Origin of the sequence: Mycobacterium sp. NPDC049093 (genome assembly GCF_040704635.1) — a bacterium.
Lineage (GTDB): Bacteria > Actinomycetota > Actinomycetes > Mycobacteriales > Mycobacteriaceae > Mycobacterium.
On record NZ_JBEZJS010000002.1, the window covers coordinates 193,966 to 215,136 of the forward strand.

At 66.4% G+C, this 21,171-nt stretch carries 23 protein-coding genes; 14 read left to right on the forward strand and 9 right to left on the reverse strand.

All coding sequences use genetic code 11. The features are described from left to right. The gene (locus AB0876_RS06465; RefSeq protein ID WP_491841976.1) at positions 1-336 is read left to right on the forward strand and encodes a hypothetical protein; all 336 of its coding nucleotides are present in this window, start codon (positions 1-3) and stop codon (positions 334-336) included. Between the two features lie 29 nt (positions 337-365). Further along, on the forward strand, positions 366-1,211 hold the full coding sequence (locus AB0876_RS06470; RefSeq protein WP_491841975.1) for a TauD/TfdA dioxygenase family protein: 846 nt from the start codon (positions 366-368) through the stop codon (positions 1,209-1,211). A gap of 5 nt (positions 1,212-1,216) precedes the next feature. Here the strand turns inward: AB0876_RS06470 and AB0876_RS06475 are convergent, their stop codons facing one another. The 5 genes from AB0876_RS06475 to AB0876_RS06495 form a co-directional block, all read right to left on the reverse strand. Further along, positions 1,217-2,725, reverse strand: coding sequence for a GMC family oxidoreductase (locus tag AB0876_RS06475; RefSeq protein ID WP_526041524.1), 1,509 nt, complete (start codon positions 2,723-2,725; stop codon positions 1,217-1,219). Positions 2,726-2,800: 75 nt separating this feature from the next. Then, entirely contained in the window at positions 2,801-2,989 is a 189-nt protein-coding gene (locus AB0876_RS06480) for a ferredoxin (RefSeq protein WP_166907787.1), read from the reverse strand. Between the two features lie 69 nt (positions 2,990-3,058). Then, positions 3,059-3,814, reverse strand: a complete 756-nt coding sequence (locus tag AB0876_RS06485; RefSeq protein ID WP_526041525.1) for a DUF6891 domain-containing protein — start codon at positions 3,812-3,814, stop codon at positions 3,059-3,061. Positions 3,815-3,966: 152 nt separating this feature from the next. Continuing rightward, on the reverse strand, positions 3,967-5,385 hold the full coding sequence (locus AB0876_RS06490; protein ID WP_526041526.1) for a WS/DGAT/MGAT family O-acyltransferase: 1,419 nt from the start codon (positions 5,383-5,385) through the stop codon (positions 3,967-3,969). A gap of 27 nt (positions 5,386-5,412) precedes the next feature. Beyond that, complete coding sequence (locus AB0876_RS06495) at positions 5,413-6,639, reverse strand: alpha/beta hydrolase (RefSeq protein ID WP_526041527.1); 1,227 nt, start codon at positions 6,637-6,639, stop codon at positions 5,413-5,415. A gap of 124 nt (positions 6,640-6,763) precedes the next feature. Here AB0876_RS06495 and AB0876_RS06500 point away from each other — a divergent pair, with 124 nt between their 5' ends. After that, the gene (locus AB0876_RS06500; RefSeq protein ID WP_526041528.1) at positions 6,764-8,926 is read left to right on the forward strand and encodes an acyl-CoA dehydrogenase family protein; all 2,163 of its coding nucleotides are present in this window, start codon (positions 6,764-6,766) and stop codon (positions 8,924-8,926) included. Positions 8,927-9,069: 143 nt separating this feature from the next. Further along, positions 9,070-9,972 (forward strand): alpha/beta hydrolase, encoded by a 903-nt coding sequence (locus AB0876_RS06505; protein ID WP_526041529.1) that lies wholly within the window; start codon positions 9,070-9,072, stop codon positions 9,970-9,972. Here AB0876_RS06505 and AB0876_RS06510 read toward each other — a convergent pair. Both AB0876_RS06510 and AB0876_RS06515 read right to left on the reverse strand, forming a co-directional pair. Continuing rightward, the gene (locus AB0876_RS06510; RefSeq protein WP_491841969.1) at positions 9,952-10,197 is read right to left on the reverse strand and encodes a hypothetical protein; all 246 of its coding nucleotides are present in this window, start codon (positions 10,195-10,197) and stop codon (positions 9,952-9,954) included. The genes AB0876_RS06505 and AB0876_RS06510 overlap by 21 nt on opposite strands. A gap of 16 nt (positions 10,198-10,213) precedes the next feature. Continuing rightward, a complete protein-coding gene (locus tag AB0876_RS06515; protein ID WP_526041530.1) occupies positions 10,214-11,749 on the reverse strand; it encodes an amino acid permease in 1,536 nt (511 codons plus the stop codon). Between the two features lie 185 nt (positions 11,750-11,934). On the opposite strand from AB0876_RS06515, the gene AB0876_RS06520 reads away from it, so the two are divergent. Genes AB0876_RS06520 through AB0876_RS06565 form a run of 10 tightly spaced genes read left to right on the forward strand, consistent with a single transcriptional unit; the run spans position 11,935 to position 19,754 of the window. After that, the gene (locus AB0876_RS06520) at positions 11,935-13,215 is read left to right on the forward strand and encodes a class-III pyridoxal-phosphate-dependent aminotransferase (protein WP_491842015.1); all 1,281 of its coding nucleotides are present in this window, start codon (positions 11,935-11,937) and stop codon (positions 13,213-13,215) included. Positions 13,216-13,241: 26 nt separating this feature from the next. After that, a complete protein-coding gene (locus tag AB0876_RS06525) occupies positions 13,242-14,789 on the forward strand; it encodes an aldehyde dehydrogenase family protein (RefSeq protein WP_491841968.1) in 1,548 nt (515 codons plus the stop codon). 4 nt (positions 14,790-14,793) lie between these two features. Then, positions 14,794-15,399, forward strand: coding sequence for a BMC domain-containing protein (locus tag AB0876_RS06530; RefSeq protein ID WP_491841967.1), 606 nt, complete (start codon positions 14,794-14,796; stop codon positions 15,397-15,399). Then, complete coding sequence (locus AB0876_RS06535; RefSeq protein ID WP_526041531.1) at positions 15,396-15,905, forward strand: hypothetical protein; 510 nt, start codon at positions 15,396-15,398, stop codon at positions 15,903-15,905. The genes AB0876_RS06530 and AB0876_RS06535 overlap by 4 nt, the downstream gene beginning before the upstream one ends. After that, positions 15,899-16,156, forward strand: coding sequence for a EutN/CcmL family microcompartment protein (locus AB0876_RS06540; RefSeq protein ID WP_491841965.1), 258 nt, complete (start codon positions 15,899-15,901; stop codon positions 16,154-16,156). Before AB0876_RS06535 ends, AB0876_RS06540 begins: the two co-directional genes overlap by 7 nt. Before the next feature lie 31 nt (positions 16,157-16,187). Next, the gene (locus AB0876_RS06545) at positions 16,188-16,469 is read left to right on the forward strand and encodes a BMC domain-containing protein (protein ID WP_019347921.1); all 282 of its coding nucleotides are present in this window, start codon (positions 16,188-16,190) and stop codon (positions 16,467-16,469) included. A gap of 2 nt (positions 16,470-16,471) precedes the next feature. Further along, the gene (locus AB0876_RS06550) at positions 16,472-17,134 is read left to right on the forward strand and encodes a hypothetical protein (RefSeq protein ID WP_055119561.1); all 663 of its coding nucleotides are present in this window, start codon (positions 16,472-16,474) and stop codon (positions 17,132-17,134) included. Then, on the forward strand, positions 17,134-18,138 hold the full coding sequence (locus tag AB0876_RS06555; protein WP_491841964.1) for a phosphotransferase enzyme family protein: 1,005 nt from the start codon (positions 17,134-17,136) through the stop codon (positions 18,136-18,138). Before AB0876_RS06550 ends, AB0876_RS06555 begins: the two co-directional genes overlap by 1 nt. A gap of 19 nt (positions 18,139-18,157) precedes the next feature. Further along, positions 18,158-18,937, forward strand: coding sequence for a 3-oxoacyl-ACP reductase FabG (fabG, locus tag AB0876_RS06560; protein WP_526041532.1), 780 nt, complete (start codon positions 18,158-18,160; stop codon positions 18,935-18,937). Positions 18,938-18,986: 49 nt separating this feature from the next. Next, positions 18,987-19,754, forward strand: coding sequence for a GntR family transcriptional regulator (locus tag AB0876_RS06565; RefSeq protein WP_064913153.1), 768 nt, complete (start codon positions 18,987-18,989; stop codon positions 19,752-19,754). A 30-nt stretch (positions 19,755-19,784) separates the two neighbouring features. Here the strand turns inward: AB0876_RS06565 and AB0876_RS06570 are convergent, their stop codons facing one another. Both AB0876_RS06570 and AB0876_RS06575 read right to left on the reverse strand, forming a co-directional pair. Continuing rightward, entirely contained in the window at positions 19,785-20,066 is a 282-nt protein-coding gene (locus AB0876_RS06570; protein ID WP_526041533.1) for a hypothetical protein, read from the reverse strand. A gap of 48 nt (positions 20,067-20,114) precedes the next feature. Then, on the reverse strand, positions 20,115-21,107 hold the full coding sequence (locus tag AB0876_RS06575) for an alpha/beta hydrolase (RefSeq protein WP_526041534.1): 993 nt from the start codon (positions 21,105-21,107) through the stop codon (positions 20,115-20,117). Between the last annotated feature and the right edge of the window lie 64 nt (positions 21,108-21,171).

The window sequence follows — 21,171 nt, forward strand, 5'->3', positions numbered from 1 at the left end:
ATGACCTCGCCCCGACTCCCCAGCGCCTTCGCCGAGCTGGAGCCCTACGCCGAGATCTGGTGCCTGCCAACGGAGACCGAACGGTGGGATCGTCGCCTGGCCAGCACCATGCCGGAGATGCATCAGTTCTACGACGCCTTCTTCCCGCGCGTCGAGGAAGCGATCGAGTACTGCGACAAGTTTCCGCTCGACGACATTCCCGACGATGCGCTCAACCTGCTGCACCTGATCTATTCGCTGATCATGGTCGCCATGTCGGTGGAGATCATGCACCAACCGGCGCCGACCGATTCCGCCGACGCCGTGATGATCCGCACCGGCGAGCCACGGCCGTAACACCACCGAACACCGAAAGGACGCACCCGATGAGTGTGTTGACCATCAACAAGCTGACCACTTCGGTGGGCGCCGAGGTTGTCGGCGTCGACCCCGAACGCCTGGGCACCGACGACAGCCTGGGAGCCGCGGTGCTCGACGCCCTGGAGGACAACGGGGTGCTGGTGTTCCACGACCTGCATCTGGATCCCGAAGCCCAAGTGGCTTTCTCACAGCGCCTCGGCGAGATCGACCGCTCGGCAGACGGCCATCACCCGGTCTCGGGGATCTACCCGATCACGCTGGACAAGACGAAGAACAAGGCCGCCGAATACCTCAAGGCGACGTTCGACTGGCATATCGACGGGTGCACCCCCATGCACGACGAATGCCCGCAGAAGGCGACGGTGCTGTCGGCCTTGGAGGTCGCCGCACGGGGAGGTGAAACCGAGTTCGCGAACACCTATGCGGCCTACGACTCGCTCGATGCGGCCGAGAAGGAGCGCTATCGCGGGCTGCGGGTGGTCCACTCCCTGGAAGCGTCGCAGCGGCGGGTCTATCCGGATCCGACGCCCGATCAACTGAGCCGTTGGCAGGCCCGGCCCACCCACGAGAACCCGCTGGTATGGACGCACCGCAATGGGCGAAAGTCTTTGGTACTGGGCGCTTCGGCGGACTACATCGTCGGGATGGACCGAGACGAGGGCCGGGCCCTGCTCGCCGAGCTCCTCGCCCACGCCACCACCGCAGACAAGGTGTACAGCCACAAATGGTCGGTCGGCGACACCGTCATCTGGGACAACCAGGGAGTTCTGCACCGCGCCGCGCCGTACGAACCCAACTCCCCCCGCCACATGCTGCGCACCACGGTGCTCGGCGACGAGCCGATCCAGTAACCCCGTCAGGCGCCGCGCAGTACGAGATCGGCGGCGCGGTGGGCGATCATCATGGTGGGCGCGTTGGTGTTGCCCGAAGTCAGTGTCGGCATGACGGATGCGTCGATGACGCGGAGCCCGTCGATGCCGTGCACGCGCAACTCGGGGTCCACGACCGACGCGTCGTCGGTACCCATGCGGCACGTTCCGACCGCATGGCCGATGCTGGTCTCCCGTCGGGCCAGCCATGCGTGATCCTGATCGCCGGTGTTCAGGTACGCGCCCGCAATGCCTCTCATCGCCGAGGCTCCCTCGACGACGTCACGGGCGTGGCTCATCCCCTTGCGCAGCCGATCGATGTCGTCCCCGTCGCCCAACCGCTCGAATTCGATCCGAGGCTTCCCGCCGTGCAGTCCGACCCGGCCCCGGGTCTTCGGATGCATGAGCACGGTGTAGACGGTGAACCCGTCGACGCGCTCGATGGCCGTGCGCCCCGTGCTCCCGTCGAGCTCGTAATGTATGGGGCTGACCGCGATTTGGAAATCGTCGGTGAAGATCTGGGCTTCGAACGGCGACATGGTGAGTATGCCGGTGCCACCGAGCAGCAGTGAGCCGACACCCCTCAGCGCCCTGATCGGGCCGAGCGTATTTGCCGTGGGCACCTTCGATTCCCAGAACTGAGTGCCGACCAGGTGGTCCTGGAAGTTCTCGCCGACGCCGGGAAGGTCGAGTACGGCGCCTGCGGGCCCGATACCCGAGTGCAACAGCAGCGCCGGCGAGCCGATGGCGCCCGCGCTCAAGATAACCTCTTGGCGGGCAAGAAGTTTGCGACCCCCGCACTCGACGCCGACGGCTCGACCGTTCTCGATGAGTACCCGTGACACCGTCGTCCTGGCGAGCAGCCGCGGCCGTCGATCTCGGGGCAGCGATCGGAGGAAGCCACGTGCCGAGGAGACCCGCAGGCCCCGGCGCTGGTTGACCTGGGTTCGGGACACGCCCAGTTGCGACCGGCCGTTCTGGTCCGGGTTGAGGTCATGTCCGGCCTCGGCGGCGGCAGCGATGAACGCCTCGTCAACCGCATGGTGGTGCCCACACCACGACACCGGAATCGGGCCGGCGTCGCCGCGATACTCGTCACCGCCGCCGACCCAGTTCTCGATCGCCTTGAAATGCGGCAAAACCACATCGAACGACCAACCCGCGCATCCAGCCTCGGACCAACCGTCGTAGTCGGCAGCGCGTCCACGCACGTAGACCATGGCGTTGATCGACCCGCTGCCGCCGATGATGCGGCCACCGGGGAAGTGCTCGGCGATGTCGCCCTTGCTCGGGTCGGGTGCGCACTGGTGTTTCCAGTTCGCCGTCATGTAGAGCGAGGCAATCCCGGTCGGTACGCGGACGTCGGGCCGGTGATCCGTGCCGCCGGCCTCGATCAGCACCACATCGGCACCTGCCGACGCCAGCCGGGCTGCCACGATCGATCCGGCCGAACCCGCACCGACGACGATGAAATCGGCAATGTCGGCGGCAGGCATGCCACGGAGGCTAGCCAGTTCTCCCGAGATGCGCGGGCGGATCGACCATTTGACCGACAGGCATAGAGGACCCGGTCAGCCGCGCCGCAGTGCCGCGCGCGGGCATTCCTCTATCGCACGAGCGGCGAGTGCTTCCAACTCGGCCGGCACCGGATCGAGCTTCACGACCGAGTAGTCGTCCTCGTCGAGTTCAAACAGCTGCGGCGCGAGTTTCTCGCAGATCGCATTGCCTTCACAACGGTCCAGGTCGACTTCGACGCGCACGGCAACCTCCCGAGGAGTTTCTCCAAGATTTATTTGTAGAAATACTACCTCTGATGGGCACCCGCGGCCCTAGAAACCGTCGCCACGCGGTTTCAACAGACCGCCCAGCCACCGCACCGGCGCCGCCCAGCTCCGGTTCGGCTCCTGCGACACGTCGGCCGCGCGGGGTGACAGCGGCTTGCGCCACTCCTTGATCTCCACTTCGATGCGTTCGCGGCGTGACCCCGACCAGTACGTAGTCAGACCGAAACTCTCGGCCACTGCGACGATTCGCTGCCCCACCATGGTGTCGGTACGGTCCTTTACCTCCTCGGTCGCCGCTTCGTCGCCGTCGTAGGACGCCTGGACCAATGCCTCCGGCAAGTCGGGATGCGCACGAAAAGAGCTGTATCCCAATGCCAATTGCGGCGGGTATTCACCGAGCCGCAGTGCATCTTGCTCGTGGAAGAAGGTGTAGGCCCACTCGCGGTAGCGATACCAGTCCGGCGGATTCGGATTGAGGGTGCGCTCGTCATCGATCTCGCTGGTGCCACAGGTCATGCAACAGGAGAAGCACATCCGGCCGAGGATGCCCTCCGATTCCAGCTGAGTGAACGCGTCCTTCAGCCGTCCGTAATCACCGGTGTCGAGCCAGGCGGCCTGCTCGGCCACCCGCTCATCCCACATCGATCCCACCAGGAGCGCCGCGTCGTCAGGCTGCAGCACTTCGGAATCGGATACCCAGTCCAGCAAGTCGCGGTAGTCCCAGAACCCGGCGATCAGTCGAAGCCTGATCTCCTCCTGTAGCTCGGCGAGATCGCCGGACCTCGAGTCCCCGATGTCCATGGGTGGAATCCTTCCCTTTGGCCGGCTTATTCGGCACCCCCTGCCGGTCTGCGAATGCGCGAGGGTGCGGCAACTGTCGCTGCTGCACGGCGTTTCGGCAGACAAACACGCACGCTCGCGGTGCAGGGAGAGCCGTCTGCCTACCTACGCACCTACTGCGGCATCGCAGACTCGACCACGGTCAACTTCTCCGAAAGCCCTGCGACCCTGCGAATTTCGCGGAATTCCTCGACCATGCCGTCGGTGACCTCGTGCGGATCGTCAACCGTGGCATCGTCGGAGAGCACCGAGATGTTGAGCTGATCGACGTAGCTCCAGACCGTGATGTTCAGCCCGCTGCCCGTCGTGATCGGCCCGACCGAATAGATCTCGGTGACGGTGGCACCGCCGACCTTGCCGCGCTCCCGCGGTCCCGGCACGTTCGAGATGTTGAGGTTGAGCACCTTGTTCTGGCCGTCCTGATGGGACAGCCATTTGAACGCAGCCTCGACCGGCGCCGGCGGCATGTACGCGGCCCAGCGCGCGATCAGTTCCGGACCGATCAGTTGATGGCTTTCCTTCGCCAGCGCAGCCGCATCGTGTGCACGCTGCACCCGCTCGGCGGTGTCGGCGACATCCACCGGAAGCGCCACCAGCACACCGCTGAAGCGGTTCCCCGAGATGCGGTCCGGCGAGAAGTCGAAGCTCATCGGCACCGAGGCCAGCAGCGGATGGTCGGCCTTGCCGTCGTATTTGAGCGACAACGTGCGCAGCGCCCCCGACGACATGGCCAGCACCAGGTCGTTGATCGTCACCCCGAGCTTCTTGCTCGTCTCCTTGACGTCGGCCAATGCCAGTGTGGCCGTGGCAAACAGGCGCTTCTCGTCGAGGATGTGGTTCATGAAGCTGGGCGGCGGGGTGAACGGCCGGGTCAACTCGGGCGACAGCTTGCGGCTGCTGCGTCGAACCCGCCCGAACCCCTTGGCCGTGTATCGCATGGTCCCGGGCAGCCGGCCGAGCTGGCGCATGTGATCGGCGAACGCCGAGCGCACCAGTTCGGACTTGCTCGGCGCTGGATCGGTGGCATACGAGTCGTCGTCGCGGTCCGGGCCGTCGCGCAGGTCCATCCCGCGGGCCAGGAGATTGGCCGAGGCGACCCCGTCGGCCAGGGCGTGGTGGATCTTGCCGACCACGGCGATGCGCCCGTCGGCCAGGCCTTCGACGAAGTACATCTCCCACAACGGCCGGCTGCGGTCCAGCGGCGTACTGCCGATCTCACCGATGGCCTCGTCAAGTTCGCGACGTCCGCCCGGCGCCCGTACCCGCCACGGCCGCACGTGGTACTCCAGGTCGACGTCGCAGTTCTCCCGCCACATCGGGTGGTGGAACTTGAACGGAATGTCGACGAGCTGATAGCGGAACGGGTCCAGCTTGTGCAGCCGCCCGCGGATCACCTCCCGGAACTCGTCGATCCCGAAAGTCCGCTCACCCATGTCGTCGAGCGCGATGACCGCGATCTTCAACGTGTGCATATGCACGTTGGGCGTCTCTGTATACAGCAGGAACGCGTCCCACCCACTCAACCGCTTCACGGTGCCCCTCCCCAGGTGTGGAAACGTCTATATGACCGCTTTAGCCTCGTCCATCGCCCGGTTTCGGTGAATCTGGTTGAGGAACAAGCCGATTGCCGTAGCCATCGTCCCGGTTCTGGCCCCGTCCGTCATGTCGAAGGCATGTCCGGCGCCGGGCAACTCGAGGTAGCTGACCGCGGCCCGCGACACCGCTTTGAGCTTGTCGACGAAACTGCGTGCCTGCGCGACCGGGATGACACTGTCGCCGGTGCCGTGGATGACCAGGAACGGCGGCGCATCGGGATGGATCTGCGCGATCGGTGAGGCCTTCCGGAAGATCTCCGGATATCGATCGAGCTTGCGGCCCACCACGATCCGTTCCAGGAAGTCGACGAAGCGGACCCGCTCCTCGGTGGAGCGATCCTCCCAGTCGTAGCGCCCGTAAATGCCCACGACGGCATCGACCGAGGTGTCGGCGCCCTCCGGCAGGTCCCCCTGGAGATCCGGGTCGTTCGGGGTGAGCCCGGCAAGCGCGGCCAGATGGCCGCCGGCCGAGCAGCCCGCAAGAGCGACGAAGTTGCGGTCGCCGCCGAACTTGTCCACATTGGCCCGCGCCCAGGCGATGGCGGCCTTGACGTCGGTGATGTGCCGCGGCCAGCGATGATGCGGGGCCACCCGGTAATCGATCGACAGACACACCCAGCCCTGCTGGGCCAGATGCGACAACAGCGCGTAGCCCTGCAGGATCCGGCCGCCGTGCACCCAGGCACCGCCCGGTACGAACAACAGGACGGGAGCGGGGGCAGCGCTGGGCAGATCCTTGGACCGCCACACATCGAGCAGCTGGGTCGGGTCGTCGCCGTAGCGCACCGAGGTCCGGTACACGTCGCGCCGGTACTCGTAGGTGTGCCACAACGGCGCCACGCTGTCGGGAGCCGGCCAGTCGATGGCCAGGTCGGCCGGCGACACCACGCCGCGCAGCGCCTCCTGGGCGACGGCGTTGGCCTGTTCCCGCTCCGACTTCCGCAACTCGCTGTTGTCCGGGGCGAACCAGGACTTCGCCGAGGAGGCGACGAACTCGGGCAGGTGGCGGAATCCCCACACGCTCATGGCGGTGAGGGCGCCGAGCGGTTCTAGGTGCTTGCCCACGACGGGCAGCGAAGCCGATGCCACGCTAAGCGCCAGCATATGGTCGGAAGGCTTGGCATGCAGCAACCATTTCGCTCGATCAGCGAGCGTCGGTGCGGGGTACCGGTTATCCGGTCGTGCCGTCATTGCGCGAGCGTACCCCGCAGCCTATTGACTCAGGCGACAACTTCGCCGACTTGTCCACCCGGCGTCGAATTGTGACCTGCATCACGTCGACTTAGCCGCATAACCCCCGTTAGCTTCGCTAACCATGACTAAGTCTGCGCTGGCCATCACCGAAGAGCACCTGGACCTCGCCGATGCTGCACTCGGGCAGTTGAACCGCCTCGACAGCCGCGCAGCCGCCCGCGCCACCTTGGAGAAGGCGGGCAGCTATCCCTACGAGATCTGGGCGGCCGGCGCCGGGCTCGGCTGGAACGGACTCGCCCTCTCCGAGGAGTACGGGGGCTCGGGCTTCGGCCTGCCCGAACTCGCGGTGGTGGCCGAGGTCGCCGGACGCGAACTGTGCCCGGGTCCGTTCCTGCCCACCGTGTCCGCCTCGGTGGTCATCGACCGCTATGCACCGGATTCCGTTCGCGCCGAACTGCTTCCGGGCCTCGCCGAGGGAACGACGGTGGCGGCACTCGGACTGGCCGGCTCGGTGAGCATCGGCGCCGACGGACTCCTCGGCGGGCAGGCCCGTGCGGTACTGGGCGCCCCCGATGCGCAGGTACTCGTGCTGGCCGCCGGGGACGACATCGTCGTCCTCGACGCCGTTTCCGACGGAATCACCGTCACCGCAGAGGATTCCCTGGACACCACCCGCAGCATCGGCGCGGTGGACCTGCGCGCGGTGGCGGTCGACGAGAGCCGGATCCTGCGTGGGGCCGCACGCGGGGCCCGCACGGTGTTCCGGATCCTCGGCTCGGCTGAGGCGGTCGGTGTGTCCTGGGCCGCGCTGGACATGGCGGTCGAGTATGCGAAGGTGCGCGAGCAGTTCGGTCGCACCATCGGTACCTTCCAGGCCGTCAAACACCACGCGGCCAACATGCTCGTCGACGCCGAACAGACCACCGCAGCGGTGTGGGACGCCGCCCGCGCCGACAACCTCGACGGAGCCCCGTTCGCCGCCGCGGTGGCCGCCGCCCACGCCATCCGGGCCCAGATCTTCTGCGCCGAGACCAACGTTCAACTGCACGGCGGCATCGCCTTCACCTGGGAGCATGACGCGCACCTGTACCTGCGACGCGCCAGGACCCTGGCCGCGGTACTCGGCGACGGCGCCGATCCGCTGATCGACGTCGTCGACGGCCAGCGCAGCGGACAGGCGCACGGGGCGTCCTTCACACTGCCCGAAGACGCCGAGCAGTATCGCCAGGACGCGCAGGCCGCGGCATCGGCAGTGCGGGCGCTGCCCGAGGACAAGCGCCGCGACTACCTGGTGGATTCCGGCTACCTGGTGCCGCACTGGCCCAAGCCGTATGGCCGTGCCGCAGATGTGTTGGAACAGTTGGTGATCGAGGAAGAATTCACCGACATCGAGCGCGCAGACATGGGCATCACCGGCTGGGTGACCCTGACCATAGCCCAGGCCGGTACCGACGATCAGCGCGAGCGCTGGGTGGAGCCGGTGCTGCGCGGTCAGGTGATGTGGTGCCAGCTGTTCTCCGAGCCGGGTGCGGGTTCGGATGCCGCCGCCGTGCGCACCGCGGCGAAGAAGGTCGACGGCGGCTGGCGGGTAACTGGTCAGAAGGTGTGGACCAGCCTGGCCCAGCACTGTCAGTGGGGCCTGGCCACCGTGCGCACCGACCCCGATGCACCCAAGCACGCCGGCGTCACCATGATGGCGATCGACATGAAAGCCCCTGGGGTGACGGTGAATCCGTTGCGCGGGCTGACCGGTGACGCACACTTCAACGAGGTGTTCTTCGACGACGTGTTCGTCCCCGACGAAGATGTCGTCGGCGATGTGAACAAGGGCTGGCTGGTGGCGCGCGCCACCCTGGGCAACGAGCGCATCTCGATCGGCGGCGGCTCGGCGGCGCCCACCGGATTCGACGCCGACGAACTGGTGGCCCTGATCGACGCGGATCCCGAGGGGGCCCGCTACGTGCGGCGCGCCGGCGAGGTGATCGCCGTGGGCCACACGCTGCCCCTGCTGAACCTGCGCCGGGTGAGCCGGGCCATCGCCGGTGCGGAGCCCGGACCCGAGGGCAACGTCACCAAGCTGCTGGTGGCCGAACACTCCCAGCATCTGACCGAGCTGGGCATGGATCTGGTCGGCACGGCCGGGGTGACCGGGCAGACGCCGAAGCTGACCCGGGCCTATCTGGGCAACCGGGCCATGACCATCGCCGGCGGGACCTCCGAGATCACCCGAAACACCATCGCCGAGCGCATCCTCGGCCTGCCCCGCGACCCGCTGCTGAAGTAGTGCCCGCTTAGCGCTGGCGCACCGATTTCTACCTGCGGGTCGCGGTGCGACGCGACGCACAACCCGGGCGTGGAAACGGCACGAATGGACGGACGGAGGGCCTGCTTGACATGGCCTCGAGATCACCGGGTAGAACGGTATTTGTGACCTCAAGCACAGGCGCCCGGCCCGCGTTCCACCCGGACCTCGAACGCATCGCCCGGTTCATCCCGCGTCAGCTGGTGACCAGGCGTTCCCTGCCGTTGCTCCAGCGGTTGACGGGGTTGCAGAACCGGCAGACACCCGACGACGTCGAGGTGCTCACCTTGAGCTCTGGTGTCGGGGTGCGGCTGTTCCGGCCTACCGGGGTCACCGCACCGGCGCCGGCGCTGTTGTGGATCCACGGCGGCGGCTACGTGCTGGGGAGCCCGGCGCAGGACGACGCCCTGTGCCGACGCTTCGCCAGGGAACTCGGCATCACAGTGGCGGCGGTCAAATACCGACTGGCGCCGCAGAACCCCTACCCGGCCGGGTTGGAGGACTGCTACGAGGCACTGAAATGGCTCGCCGCGCTGCCCGCGGTCGACGCCTCGAAGGTGGCGATAGCCGGTGCCAGTGCGGGCGGCGGATTGGCTGCCGCCCTCGCGCTCCTGGCTCGTGACCGCGGCGAGGTGTCCCTTGCCGCACAGATACTCGTGTACCCGATGCTCGACGACCGCTCGGTGGGACCGGAACTGGAGAATCCCGGCCACCGACTGTGGACGCAGGGAAGCAACAAGTTCGGCTGGTCGGCCTACCTCGGCGATGCCGACCCGGCCACCGCGGTGCCGGGACGTCGTGACGATCTGGCCGGCCTGCCGCCGGCCTGGATCGGGGTGGGAACACTGGACCTGTTCCACGACGAGGACATGGCCTATGCCGAGCGCCTTCGGGCCGCCGGGGTCGACTGCCAGGTGGAACAGGTGTACGGGGCGTTCCACGGATTCGACCAGATTGCCGCGAAAACACCGGTGGCCCAAGCCTTCATGGCCAGCCAGTGTGAGCGCCTACGCGCGGCGTTCGCCTGATAGACGCTGCTCGCGCAGATGCCGGCAGGCCAGTCCGAGCAGTGACCGGTCCGCCGCCGACAGCGCCCTGACCCTGGGCACCTGACCGGAGACGATGCCGGCGAACCGGGCGCACAACTGCTCGGCGGTCATCCCGAACTCGAGCCAGACGTCGTCCTCGCGCGGACCACCGTAGGGAGCCCACGCGAGGACGAACTTCAGCAGGACACGCTCGAAGGAGTCCATCTACCTGTCGAACGCATCAGTCTCGAACAACGTTGTCCTCGAACACGATCCGGCCGATCAACTCGTAGCGGCGCGGATCGCGCAGCTTGAAGTAGGTGGCCATTCCCGCGCCCAGGACGAAGACGCCCACCACGATCCACGGCGTCAGCTTGAACAGCAGGGTGCCCGACGCCGTCCCCGCGGCGGCGTCCTTGTGTTCCCACAGCAGGTACACGACATAGAGCATGCCGATCCCGCCGAGGCCGGGGGCGATCAGCGTCTTGAACCAGTGCTTGGACACCGGGTGGTTCTTGCGGATGTGGAAGTAGCTGATCACCGAGAACGCACACAGCGACTGCACGATCAGGATCGCCATCGTCCCGAGAATCGCCAGCAGCGTGTACATGTGCACGTAGGGGTCCATTCCGGCGAACAGGAAGGCCAGGATGATCACCAGCGCGATGCCACTCTGTACGAACGAGGCGATGTAGGGCGAACCGTGCGTGGGATGTGTTGAGCCGATGGTCTTCTGCAGCCCCTTGGACAGACCCTCACGGCCGAGCGCGTACAGATAGCGCGAGGCGCAGTTGTGGAATGCCATCCCGCAGGCGAACGATCCGGTGACCAGCAGGATGTTGAACACCGTGATGGCCCATTCGCCGTAGGCATTCCGCACCGGGGCGAAGAAGATCTCCGAGGACGTGGCCGAATCCTGTGCGAGTTCCACCGCGTGCTGCGGGCCGGTGCCGGCGATCGCCATCCAGGACACGAACACGTAGAACACGCCGACACCGACGACGCTCAGCATCGTGGCGCGGGGAATGATCTTCTTGGGGTTACGCGACTCCTCGCCGTACATCGCGGTCGACTCGAACCCGACCCATGACCAGAATGCGAAGAACAAGCCTAATCCGGCACTGGCACCGGCGATTCCAGCTGCCGGAGAGAAGGCGCCGATCGGGTTGATGGTCTCGGCGATCGCGAATCCCTGCGGGCCGCCGCCCTTGAACAGCACCGCCACCGCGCCGAGCGCCAACATCACGATCTCGGTCACCAGGAACACGCCGAGCACCTTGGCGGTCAGGTTGACGTCGAAGTAGGTCAGGGCCGCGTTGATCACCAGCATCAGCAGCGCCGGGATGATCCAGTGGATATGGACACCGAGCTGGGATTGCATGAAGTTCTGGAAGAAGAACGAGAAGATCCCGATGAGCGAGGCCTCGAACACCACGTAGGCCATGGTGATCAGCCCGCCGCTAGCCATCCCCACGATGCGGCCGAGGCCGTGGGAGATGTAGCCGTAGAACGCGCCGGTGGTGGTGATGTGCTTGGCCATGGTCGCGTAGCCGACGGCGAAGAGGCCGAGGACGACCGTCGCCACGATGTAGCCGGCCGGGGCGTGTGAACCATTTCCGAAGCCAACTGCGATCGGGACATTGCCGACCATTGCGGTGATCGGTGCTGCCGTCGCCACCGCCATGAAGATGACGCCGACCGTCCCGACGGCGTTGCGCTTTAGTCGCTGTACATCGTGAGCTGCAGATTCGCTCTTTGCGACAACTTGTTCGGTCATCTAGCGGAATACCTTCCAGGTAACAGTGGATGCTCGATGTGGCCTGGGCCACAGTGCGAACCTAAGGCATATTGGCACGACCAAAAGCGGTTCGCAAGCGCTACTCGCAACCATTGACATAAATGGTTGCGACCGTTTACGGTGAGGGCCATCACAGCTACCGGGTAGCTACTCAAGGGAGCCGCATGTACGACTACGGCACGTTCACGTTCGAATCCAAAGCCGAAGTGCTGGATAGGGCGAAGACGTTCTGGAATCCAGACAAGACGCAGTTCTGGACCGATACGGGTGTCGATCTGGTGATCGACCGCAGGGAAGGCTACTTCCTTTGGGACATGGAGCAGCGTCGTCTCATCGACATGCACCTCAACGGCGGCACCTACAACCTCGGTCACCGTAATCCCGAAGTGATGCAGGCGATTACCGAAGGCATGCAGCACTTCGACGTCGGTAACCACCACTTCCCCTCGGTGGCCCGTACCGCCCTGGCGCAGCGCCTGGTCGAGACGGCCCCGGCGTCGATCAAGAAGGTCGCGTTCGGGTCAGGTGGCGGCGAGGCCATCGACATCGCGCTCAAGAGCGCCCGGCACGCCACCAAGCGCCGCAAGATCGTCTCGATCGTCAAGGCCTATCACGGCCACACGGGCCTGGCGGTGGCCACCGGCGACGACAGGTTCGCCAAGTTCTTCCTGGCCGACCAGCCCGATGAGTTCCTGCAGGTGCCGTTCAACGACATCGCCGCGATGGAGAAGGTGCTGGCTCCCGGCGATGTCGCCGCGGTGATCATGGAGACCATCCCGGCCACCTACGGATTCCCCCTTCCCGCACCGGGATACCTGGAGGCGGTCAAGGCCGCCACCGAGAAGCACGGCACGCTCTACATCGCCGACGAGGTGCAGACCGGTCTGATGCGCACCGGTGAACTGTGGGCCATCACGAAACACGGCATCGAACCCGACATCCTGGTCACCGGCAAGGGCCTGTCCGGCGGCATGTACCCGATCACCGCGGCCCTCCTCGGCGATCGCGCAGCGCAGTGGCTCGATGAGGACGGCTTCGGCCACATCTCCACCTTCGGTGGCGCCGAACTCGGTTGTGTCGCGGCGATCAAGACCCTGGAGATCTGTACCCGACCCGAGGTGCGCTCGATGGTCCACTACATCTCCGACATCTTCGACCAGGGCCTGCGCCGCATCCAGGCCGACCACCCGGACTGGTTCGTCGGAATCCGGCAGAACGGTGTGGTGATCGGCCTGGAGTTCGACCATCCCGAGGGCGCCAAGTTCGTGATGCGCGAGCTCTACCAGAACGGGGTCTGGGCGATCTTCTCGACACTGGATCCCCGTGTGCTGCAGTTCAAACCGGGTCTCCTGCTCTCGCGCGAGCTGTGCGAAGACGTCCTGGACCGCCTCGAAGTAGCGGTGAGCCGGGCCAAGACCGCCGCCATCGGACGGAAGAACGGGTGAGCGAAGCGATGGAAAACCAACACGGTATGACCAGTACTGCACAGGCCGGCCACATGCTCGAACGGGCCAGGTGGGCCGCCGCGGCCTACGCCGACTACGACGCAGCCGCGGTGAGCAACATCGTCAACGCGGTGGCCGAGGCCGGCTACGCCGAGGCCGAACGCTTTGCCGCCGAGGCGGTCGCCGAGACCGGCATGGGTGTGGTGGCCGACAAGGTCACCAAGAACCGGGCCTGCTCCCGGGGCATTGTCGACTACTACCGGGGAGAAGATTATGTGTCTCCCCGGATAGACGATGCCCGCAAGATCGTCGAACTGCCCCGGCCCGCGGGTGTGGTGCTGGCACTGACGCCGACCACCAATCCCGTTGCCACGGTGTATTTCAAGGTGATCCTGGCGCTGATGACGCGCAACGCCGTCGTCGTCGCGCCACATCCGCGGGCCAAGCAGTGCTCGGCCGACGCCGCCCGTGTGCTCGCCGAGGCCGCCGTCGCGGCCGGCGCACCCGACGGCATCGTGCAGGTCGTCGACGAGCCGTCGATTCCGCTGGTCCAGGCGCTCATGGCCGACGAACGCACCGACGTCATCGTCGCCACGGGTGGCACCGGCGTGGTCCGTGCCGCGTACTCGTCGGGCAACCCCGCACTCGGGGTCGGCCCGGGCAACGTCCCCGTGTTCGTCGACGCCAGTGCGGACATCAACGCCGCCGCCAAGCGGATCGTGGACAGCAAGGCATTCGACAACTCGGTGCTGTGCACCAACGAGTCGGTGCTGATCGTCGAAGAGGCCATCGCCGACAAGCTGCGCTCGGCGCTGACCCGGGCCGGGGCGCACATCCTCGACGAGGACGGCGCCAAGCGGCTGCGGGCCTACATGTTCGCCGACGGCCACCTCAATACCGATGTGGTCGGACGGGACGCCGCGTGGATCGCGGGGCAGGCCGGTCTACGGGTGACCCCCAAGACCCGCGTGCTGATCGCGCCGTTCGACGACGTGATCACCGAGGAGATGCTCGCCCACGAGAAGCTGTCCCCGGTGCTCGGCATGACCACCGCTGCAGACGCGGCACGGGGCATCCGGGCGGCCCGGGCCGTGGTACGGATCGGCGGGGCCGGGCATTCCGCCGCCATCCACAGCGAGAACCCCTCGGTCATCACCGAATTCGCCGCGCAGGTCCCCGTACTGCGGGTATCGGTCAACGTCGGCAACTCCACCGGCAGCTCGGGGCTGGACACCAACCTGGCACCGTCGATGACCATCGGCACCGGGTTCGTCGGCCGCAGTTCGATCGGGGAGAACCTGCAGCCGCAGAACCTGATCAACTGGGCCCGTGTCGCCTACAACAGCGACGCCGGGGTACCGATGGGCAATTTCGCGGGCATCAACCCGTGGCACTCCCCGGCCGGTCCGGTGCCCGAATATCCCCGCGCCTCCAACGACCGCGACGGCGTGCCCGTCACGCCGCGCCGTTCGTACCCGACCGCCAACCGGTCGTCGGATCCCGGGCTGGACACGCTGCGCGCCGAACTGCGCGCACTGGTCGTCGAAGAACTCGCACAACTGATCAAGAGGTAGGGCTGTGGCTGAACTTCGTTCCTTCATTTTCATCGACCGGCTGCAACCGCAGACCATGTCATATCTGGGTACCTGGATCAAAGGTGCCCTGCCCAGGGCCAATCAGGCCGCCCAGATCATCGAGGTGGCTCCCGGTCTGGACATCGAGGGCGTCACCGACGTCGCCCTCAAACACGCCGAGGTCAAGGCTGGAATCCTGGTCGTCGAAAGGCAATTCGGCTACCTGGAGTTCCACGGCGAGACCGGGGCCGTCAAGGCCGCTGCCGACGCCGCGCTCGATGAGCTGGGCGGCGACACCGGAAGCGCTGTGGCACCGAATGTGCTGGCCTCGCGGATCATCTCCAGTGTCGACCATCAGCACGCGTTCCTGATCAACCGCAACAAGATCGGGTCGATGGTGCTGCCGGGTGAGTCGTTGTTCGTGCTGGAGGTTCAGCCCGCGTCGTACGCCATCCTGGCCACCAACGAGGCCGAGAAGGCCGCCGACATCAAGGTGGTCGACTTCCGGATGATCGGCGCCACCGGCCGCGTCTACCTGTCCGGTACCGAAGCCGACATCCGCACCGCGGCCCAGGCCGCCCAGGACGCGCTCGCCAGGGCCACGGCATGAACCGTGACGAGCTGCGCGCCCTGGTGCGCGAGGTGGTGCGGGAGGCCGTCCGGGATGCCGGCGCCGCCGCCAAGACTCCGGGGCCGGTGGCTGTCCCCCCACCACCGGCTCCGGCTCCAAAAGTGCCACCTACAGTCGCGGCCCAGTTCGGTGTGGAGCCCACCGGGCCCCGCGCCGTCGACGGCAAGAACCGCACCGAGACCGTGCAGCTGGGCAACGACAGGGACCTCGACACCTTCGTCCGGAAGTTGTTGCGTCTCTTCGAAAGCCCCAAGACACGCGCTGACCTGAAGGCCGGCCGGCTCAGCTTCCGGTTGGCCGGAGCATCCCGCACGTCGGGTGGCGGGGCCAGCAGGCGCATCGACAGCGGCGCGGTCACCGAACGTCAGATCGCCGACATGGCCGGCGGCACGCTCGTGCTCGGTCGCAAGGCGGTGCTCACCCCGCTGGCCCGGGAGAAGGCCCGCACCTTGGGAATCAAGATTGAAAAGGAGCCAAAGTGCTAGCAGCGACTGTCACCGGCAACGTGTGGTCGACCCGACGCATCGACGGTATCCCCGCGGGCGCCTTCCTCGAGGTCGAGGTCGACGGCACCGGATCGAAGCTGATCGCCTTCGATGTCCTGGGCACCGGCGTGGGCGAGCACGTCCTCGTGTCCCAGGGCTCGGTGGCTTCGGGTTGGTTCACCGGAACCCCGCCGCCCGTCGACGCCCTCATCATCGGATCCATCGATATCAATTCAGACACCCAACCCTGATACCGAACCCAACAAACAAGGAGAAACAACTATGTCCAGCAACGCAATCGGATTGATCGAAACCAAGGGCTTCGTGGCTGCGCTGGCCGCCGCCGATGCCATGGTGAAGGCCGCCAACGTCACCATCACCGATCGGCAGCAGGTCGGCGACGGCCTGGTCGCCGTGATCGTCACCGGTGAGGTGGGTGCGGTCAAGGCCGCCACCGAGGCCGGCGCCGAGACTGCCTCGCAGGTGGGCGAACTGGTCAGCGTGCACGTCATCCCGCGTCCGCACAACGAGCTCGGCGCGCACTTCTCGGTCGCCAGCAAGTAGCCATGCCTACCAAAGCGGAGGAGAGCACGCGGATTCGCACCCAGATCCGCGTCTACCTGTTGGTGGAGGATCTGCAGCGCCAGTTCGCTGCGTACCTCGGAACGCCGACCCGGGCGCGGGGATACCCGCCGTACGAGGGTGAGCATGCGCTCATCGTCGAGGTATCCCCCGCCCTGGCCATCGAGCGGGTGATCGATCTGGCCCTGCGTGAAGTCCCCGGCATACAGCCCGGAATCCTGTACGTGGAGCGCCAGTTCGGCGTCCTGGAGATCCACTCGGCCAATCTGGACGATGTCCGGCGGGCCGGCGAGGCGATCCTGGCCGGCACCGGCAACAAGGCATCTGACCAGTTGCGGCCGCGGGTCCTCTACCACGACATCATCGAGAACATCACCGATCAGCACGCGGTGATCCTCAACCGCAACCGGCAGGCATCGATGATCCTGCCCGGGCAGTCACTGCTGGTGTACGAGATGACCCCGGCGCTGTTCGCGGCGGTCGCGGCCAATGAGGCGGAGCGCGCCGCACCCGGGCTTACTGTGGTCGACGTGCAGATGATCGGCGCTGCTGGAAGGCTCTACATCGGTGGCAGCACCGCGGATGTCACGGTGGCACGGGACCGGATCACTGCAGTGCTCGACAGTATCGAAGGACGGGATCACTAATGGTCATCACCGACGAGATCGATGTCGCACAACTGGCGTTACGCCAGTACGACATCGGGACGGACGCGACCCTGCGGTTGCTGAACCTGTCCGAGAATGCCACGTATCTCGTCGAGGACGGCAGCACCCGGTCCATCCTTCGAGTGCACCGGCAGGACTACCACCGCCCCCACGAGATCGAGTCCGAACTGGACTGGCTGCAGGCACTTCAGACCGACAGTGACGTCACGGTGCCCTCGGTGCTGCCGGCCACTGACGGTCGGCGGCTGGTCACTGTCCAGGGCGAGGAGACCGGCGGAATCGCCCGGCATGTCGTACATTTCGGCATGGTCGCCGGGGCCGAACCCGACGAAGGGTCGTTGACCCTCGACGATTTCCACACGCTGGGCCGGATCACCGCTGCGCTGCACGACCATTCGCAGCGGTGGGAACGCCCGGCCGGGTTCGGCCGGTTCTCGTGGGACTGGGAGCACAGCCTCGGCGCGAAACCGCGCTGGGGCCGCTGGCACGATGCCGAAGGCGTCGGCCCGGCCGAGCAACAGGTGCTCGAACGCGCCCAGGCGCTGCTGCACGACCGACTGCAGGCGTACGGCACCGGCTCCGACGTCTACGGGCTCATCCACGCCGATCTGCGGCTGGCCAACCTGTTGGTGGACCCTGACCCCGCAGGAACTCCCAACATCACCGTCATCGACTTCGATGACTGTGGATTCGGTTGGCATTTCTATGATTTCGGCACCGCCGTATCGTTCATCGAACACGACCCAGCCCTGCCGGAATGGCAGGACGCCTGGGTGAGCGGCTACCGCACGCGACGCGACCTGCCGGCCTCCGACGAGGACATGCTGGCCTCGTTCGTGCTGCTGCGCAGGCTGTTGCTGCTGGCCTGGATGGGCAGCCACAGCCACTCCAGGGAATCGGCCACCAAGGCCATAAGCTATGCCGCGGGTAGCTGTGAACTCGCCGAGCGCTATCTGCGCTCCAACGGCCTCACCTTGACCTGACTCTCAAAGGATCCCAACCATGTTCGCATCGCTTCAGGGCCGCTCGGCCATCGTCACCGGCGGCAGCAAGGGCATCGGCCGCGGCATCGCCCAGACTTTCGCAAATGCCGGCGTGGACGTCTTGATCACCGGTCGCAACCAGACCGACCTCGATGAGACGGTCTCGGCGCTCGCCGGCACCCCGGGCCGGGTCAGCGCCCTACGCGCCGACGTGACCAGCCCCGAAGACGCCCGGCAGGTGGTCGACGCCGCCGTCGAACGGCACGGCGGCCTGGACATCGTCTGCGCCAACGCCGGCATCTTCCCGTCCGGACGCCTGGAAGACCTGACCCCCGACGACATCGACCAGGTCCTCGCGGTGAACTTCAAGGGCACCGTCTATATCGTGCAAGCCGCCCTCACGGCACTGACCGCCAGCGGCCATGGACGCGTCGTCATCACTTCGTCCATCACCGGCCCGATCACCGGATACCCCGGTTGGTCGCACTACGGTGCATCCAAGGCTGCCCAGCTGGGCTTCCTGCGCACCGCGGCGATGGAACTGGCACCGAAGAAAATCACCGTCAACGCCGTCCTGCCCGGCAACATCGTCACCGAGGGCCTCGATGAAATGGGCCCCGATTACCTCAACCAAATGGCCTCGGCAGTGCCTGCCGGTCGCCTCGGTTCGGTCGCCGACATCGGTAACGCGGCGTTGTTCTTCGCCACCGACGAGGCCGCCTACATCACCGGACAGTCGCTGGTCGTGGACGGCGGACAGATTCTGCCCGAATCGCACATGGCGATCGCTGAACTCTAGTTCAACCTGGATAGAATTGGCTGGACCAATACACGGGCAGGGGGCCGGGGTGGCAGTTCACAGCGAAGAGTTGCGCAGGCACATCGTCGCCGACATCAACGCGGGCACCCCCGGCGCCAAACTCGGCAGCGAGCGTGACCTGGCCGAACGCTACGGCACCAGTCGCTCCAGCCTGCGCCAGGTGCTGGCCGCGCTGGAAGAAGCCGGGATGGTGCACCGGGTGATCGGCCGGGCCGGCGGCATCTTCATCAGCCACGGCCAGGTGGAGCGGCATCTCTCCGATGTGGTCGGTGTGCCCGCCTTCCTGGCCAACCAGGGTTACGTCGCGGGCACCCGGGTGCTCTCGACGCGCATCACCACCCCCGACGACGCCACCCGGAGCGCGCTGCGGCTGGGTGCAGGCGATTACGTCATCGAGATCCAGCGCGTCCGCCTGGCCGACGGCTCGCCTATCTCGCTCGAACACGCCCAGTTCCCCGCAGACGCGTTCCCCGGCCTGCTCGACCAGCAGTTGGGTGGGTCACTCTACGAAATCCTGCAATCCCGATACGGTTTGGTCACCGGCCGGGCCGATGAGCGGATCGAGGCAGTCAACGCCACCAGCAATGAAGCCACCCTGCTCGGCATCAAGCCCAAGGCGGCACTGCTGTTGATCACGCGGGTCACCTACGACCAGAACGGTTCCCCGTGCGAGTTCTCCCGCGACCTGTTCCGCGGGGACCGCACGGCGCTGGCCGTCACGGCGAAGGGCAGCGGCATCGCCACCCACGCCGATGCCAACACCGCCTCTGTCACCCTGCAGCGCCAGGCCGGCTGACGGAATACTCCACCGCCCGGGTCGATTTCGTCACTCGTCCTGAGGCTCGTCGTCGGGGCTCACGATCCGGAAGCCGTCAGGCTCGACGATCGCCTCGTCGACGTCGCGCGCAGGCCCCGGCCCGGCCGGCTTGTCGGGCCGCTCCGCCTCCAGCTTGCGCTCGAGCGATTCCGGCTCGCCCGCACGGTCAGCACCGTGCAACTGCTCCGGCGGATCGACCACATCGTCGCCGTCGGCATTGGCGACTTCGTCGGAATCGGTCGACTCACTCGGCGACAGAGTGTCGTCCGGGCCATTTTCGATATCGCTCATGGTGGTGGAATGCCCACGGCACCGCCGCGGGAAACTCCGGCAGATCGATCAGGCCGCACTCTGAGCAGGCGCGGCGGTCACACCTTTGACGAAGTCGCCGATATAACCGATGGCCCGCCTGCCTTCCGGCAGGACCTCGGCGGCGAGCGGGAAGTCGTGGATCTGGCCGCTCCAGACGTGAAGCTCGCAGGGTACATGCGCAGCGGCCAGCCGGTCGGCCACCAATTCCGAGTCCGCCAAGAGTAATTCGTCCGCGCCCACATGGATCATGACCGGTGGCATGCCCGCCAGCTCCGCGGTGGCCGGGTCGATCAACGGCTCGGCGTCACACCGGCCGGGCTCACATTGGCTGCGCCGCACACAGTGAGCGAATGCCGACAACGCCGCACCGGTGAACATCGAGCACCGAGAGACATTGCGGTGAGCCAGTTTTTGCGCCGGGTTGAGATCGATCAACGGCGAGATCGCGGCCAGACCAGCCGCCGGCACCACACCGCGGGCCAACGACCTGAGTGCCGTCCCGAAGGCCAGGTATCCGCCGGCCGAGTCACCGGCGATCACTGTCCGCTCGGCGTCGTAGCCTCGCCGCCGAAGCCAGGACAACCCGGCCAGGGCATCCTCGACGGCGTCGGCAAGGCCGCACACGGGCAACATCCGGTAGCCGACGTTGAGCACCAGCGCGTCTGCCGCAGCCGACAATCGAGAAGCCAGAGCACGGTGGGTGTTGAGCCCACAGGTAAGAAACGCCCCACCGTGCAAGTACAGAATCGCGTTACGCCCCGATGTCCCCGGTGCGCGCACCAGTTCCGCCCGGCAATTCGGCAGTGCCACGGGCTGCACCGACACCGGCGAGCGCCGCGGGACCAATCCGACAAGATGATCGATGGAGCTGAGCGGCCACGCCAGATCAGGCTGCAACGCCCAGGCACGGATCGCGTTCTTCACGGCCAACCGACAGCCGATTCCCAGGACCGCGGCCTCAAGGCTGCTTCTGCGATGCAATACCCGTTTCGCCGCGTATGCCCCGGTCATGTCGATCATCTCCTGTTGTCATCACAACGAATACCCGCACTTGCGCGTGGCAAACGGTCGATCGGGTATTCCA

What these genes read in the sequence shown, in the direction of transcription:
- fabG (WP_526041532.1), top strand. Translation starts at nt 18,158, where the DNA reads ATGTTCGCATCGCTTCAGGGCCGCTCGGCCATCGTCACCGGCGGCAGC.
- AB0876_RS06575 (WP_526041534.1), bottom strand. Translation starts at nt 21,107, where the DNA reads ATGATCGACATGACCGGGGCATACGCGGCGAAACGGGTATTGCATCGC.
- AB0876_RS06550 (WP_055119561.1), top strand. Translation starts at nt 16,472, where the DNA reads ATGCCTACCAAAGCGGAGGAGAGCACGCGGATTCGCACCCAGATCCGC.
- AB0876_RS06510 (WP_491841969.1), bottom strand. Translation starts at nt 10,197, where the DNA reads ATGGACTCCTTCGAGCGTGTCCTGCTGAAGTTCGTCCTCGCGTGGGCT.
- AB0876_RS06500 (WP_526041528.1), top strand. Translation starts at nt 6,764, where the DNA reads ATGACTAAGTCTGCGCTGGCCATCACCGAAGAGCACCTGGACCTCGCC.
- AB0876_RS06525 (WP_491841968.1), top strand. Translation starts at nt 13,242, where the DNA reads ATGACCAGTACTGCACAGGCCGGCCACATGCTCGAACGGGCCAGGTGG.
- AB0876_RS06555 (WP_491841964.1), top strand. Translation starts at nt 17,134, where the DNA reads ATGGTCATCACCGACGAGATCGATGTCGCACAACTGGCGTTACGCCAG.
- AB0876_RS06465 (WP_491841976.1), top strand. Translation starts at nt 1, where the DNA reads ATGACCTCGCCCCGACTCCCCAGCGCCTTCGCCGAGCTGGAGCCCTAC.
- AB0876_RS06545 (WP_019347921.1), top strand. Translation starts at nt 16,188, where the DNA reads ATGTCCAGCAACGCAATCGGATTGATCGAAACCAAGGGCTTCGTGGCT.
- AB0876_RS06475 (WP_526041524.1), bottom strand. Translation starts at nt 2,725, where the DNA reads ATGCCTGCCGCCGACATTGCCGATTTCATCGTCGTCGGTGCGGGTTCG.
- AB0876_RS06520 (WP_491842015.1), top strand. Translation starts at nt 11,935, where the DNA reads ATGTACGACTACGGCACGTTCACGTTCGAATCCAAAGCCGAAGTGCTG.
- AB0876_RS06495 (WP_526041527.1), bottom strand. Translation starts at nt 6,639, where the DNA reads ATGACGGCACGACCGGATAACCGGTACCCCGCACCGACGCTCGCTGAT.
- AB0876_RS06535 (WP_526041531.1), top strand. Translation starts at nt 15,396, where the DNA reads ATGAACCGTGACGAGCTGCGCGCCCTGGTGCGCGAGGTGGTGCGGGAG.
- AB0876_RS06515 (WP_526041530.1), bottom strand. Translation starts at nt 11,749, where the DNA reads ATGACCGAACAAGTTGTCGCAAAGAGCGAATCTGCAGCTCACGATGTA.
- AB0876_RS06570 (WP_526041533.1), bottom strand. Translation starts at nt 20,066, where the DNA reads ATGAGCGATATCGAAAATGGCCCGGACGACACTCTGTCGCCGAGTGAG.
- AB0876_RS06485 (WP_526041525.1), bottom strand. Translation starts at nt 3,814, where the DNA reads ATGGACATCGGGGACTCGAGGTCCGGCGATCTCGCCGAGCTACAGGAG.
- AB0876_RS06470 (WP_491841975.1), top strand. Translation starts at nt 366, where the DNA reads ATGAGTGTGTTGACCATCAACAAGCTGACCACTTCGGTGGGCGCCGAG.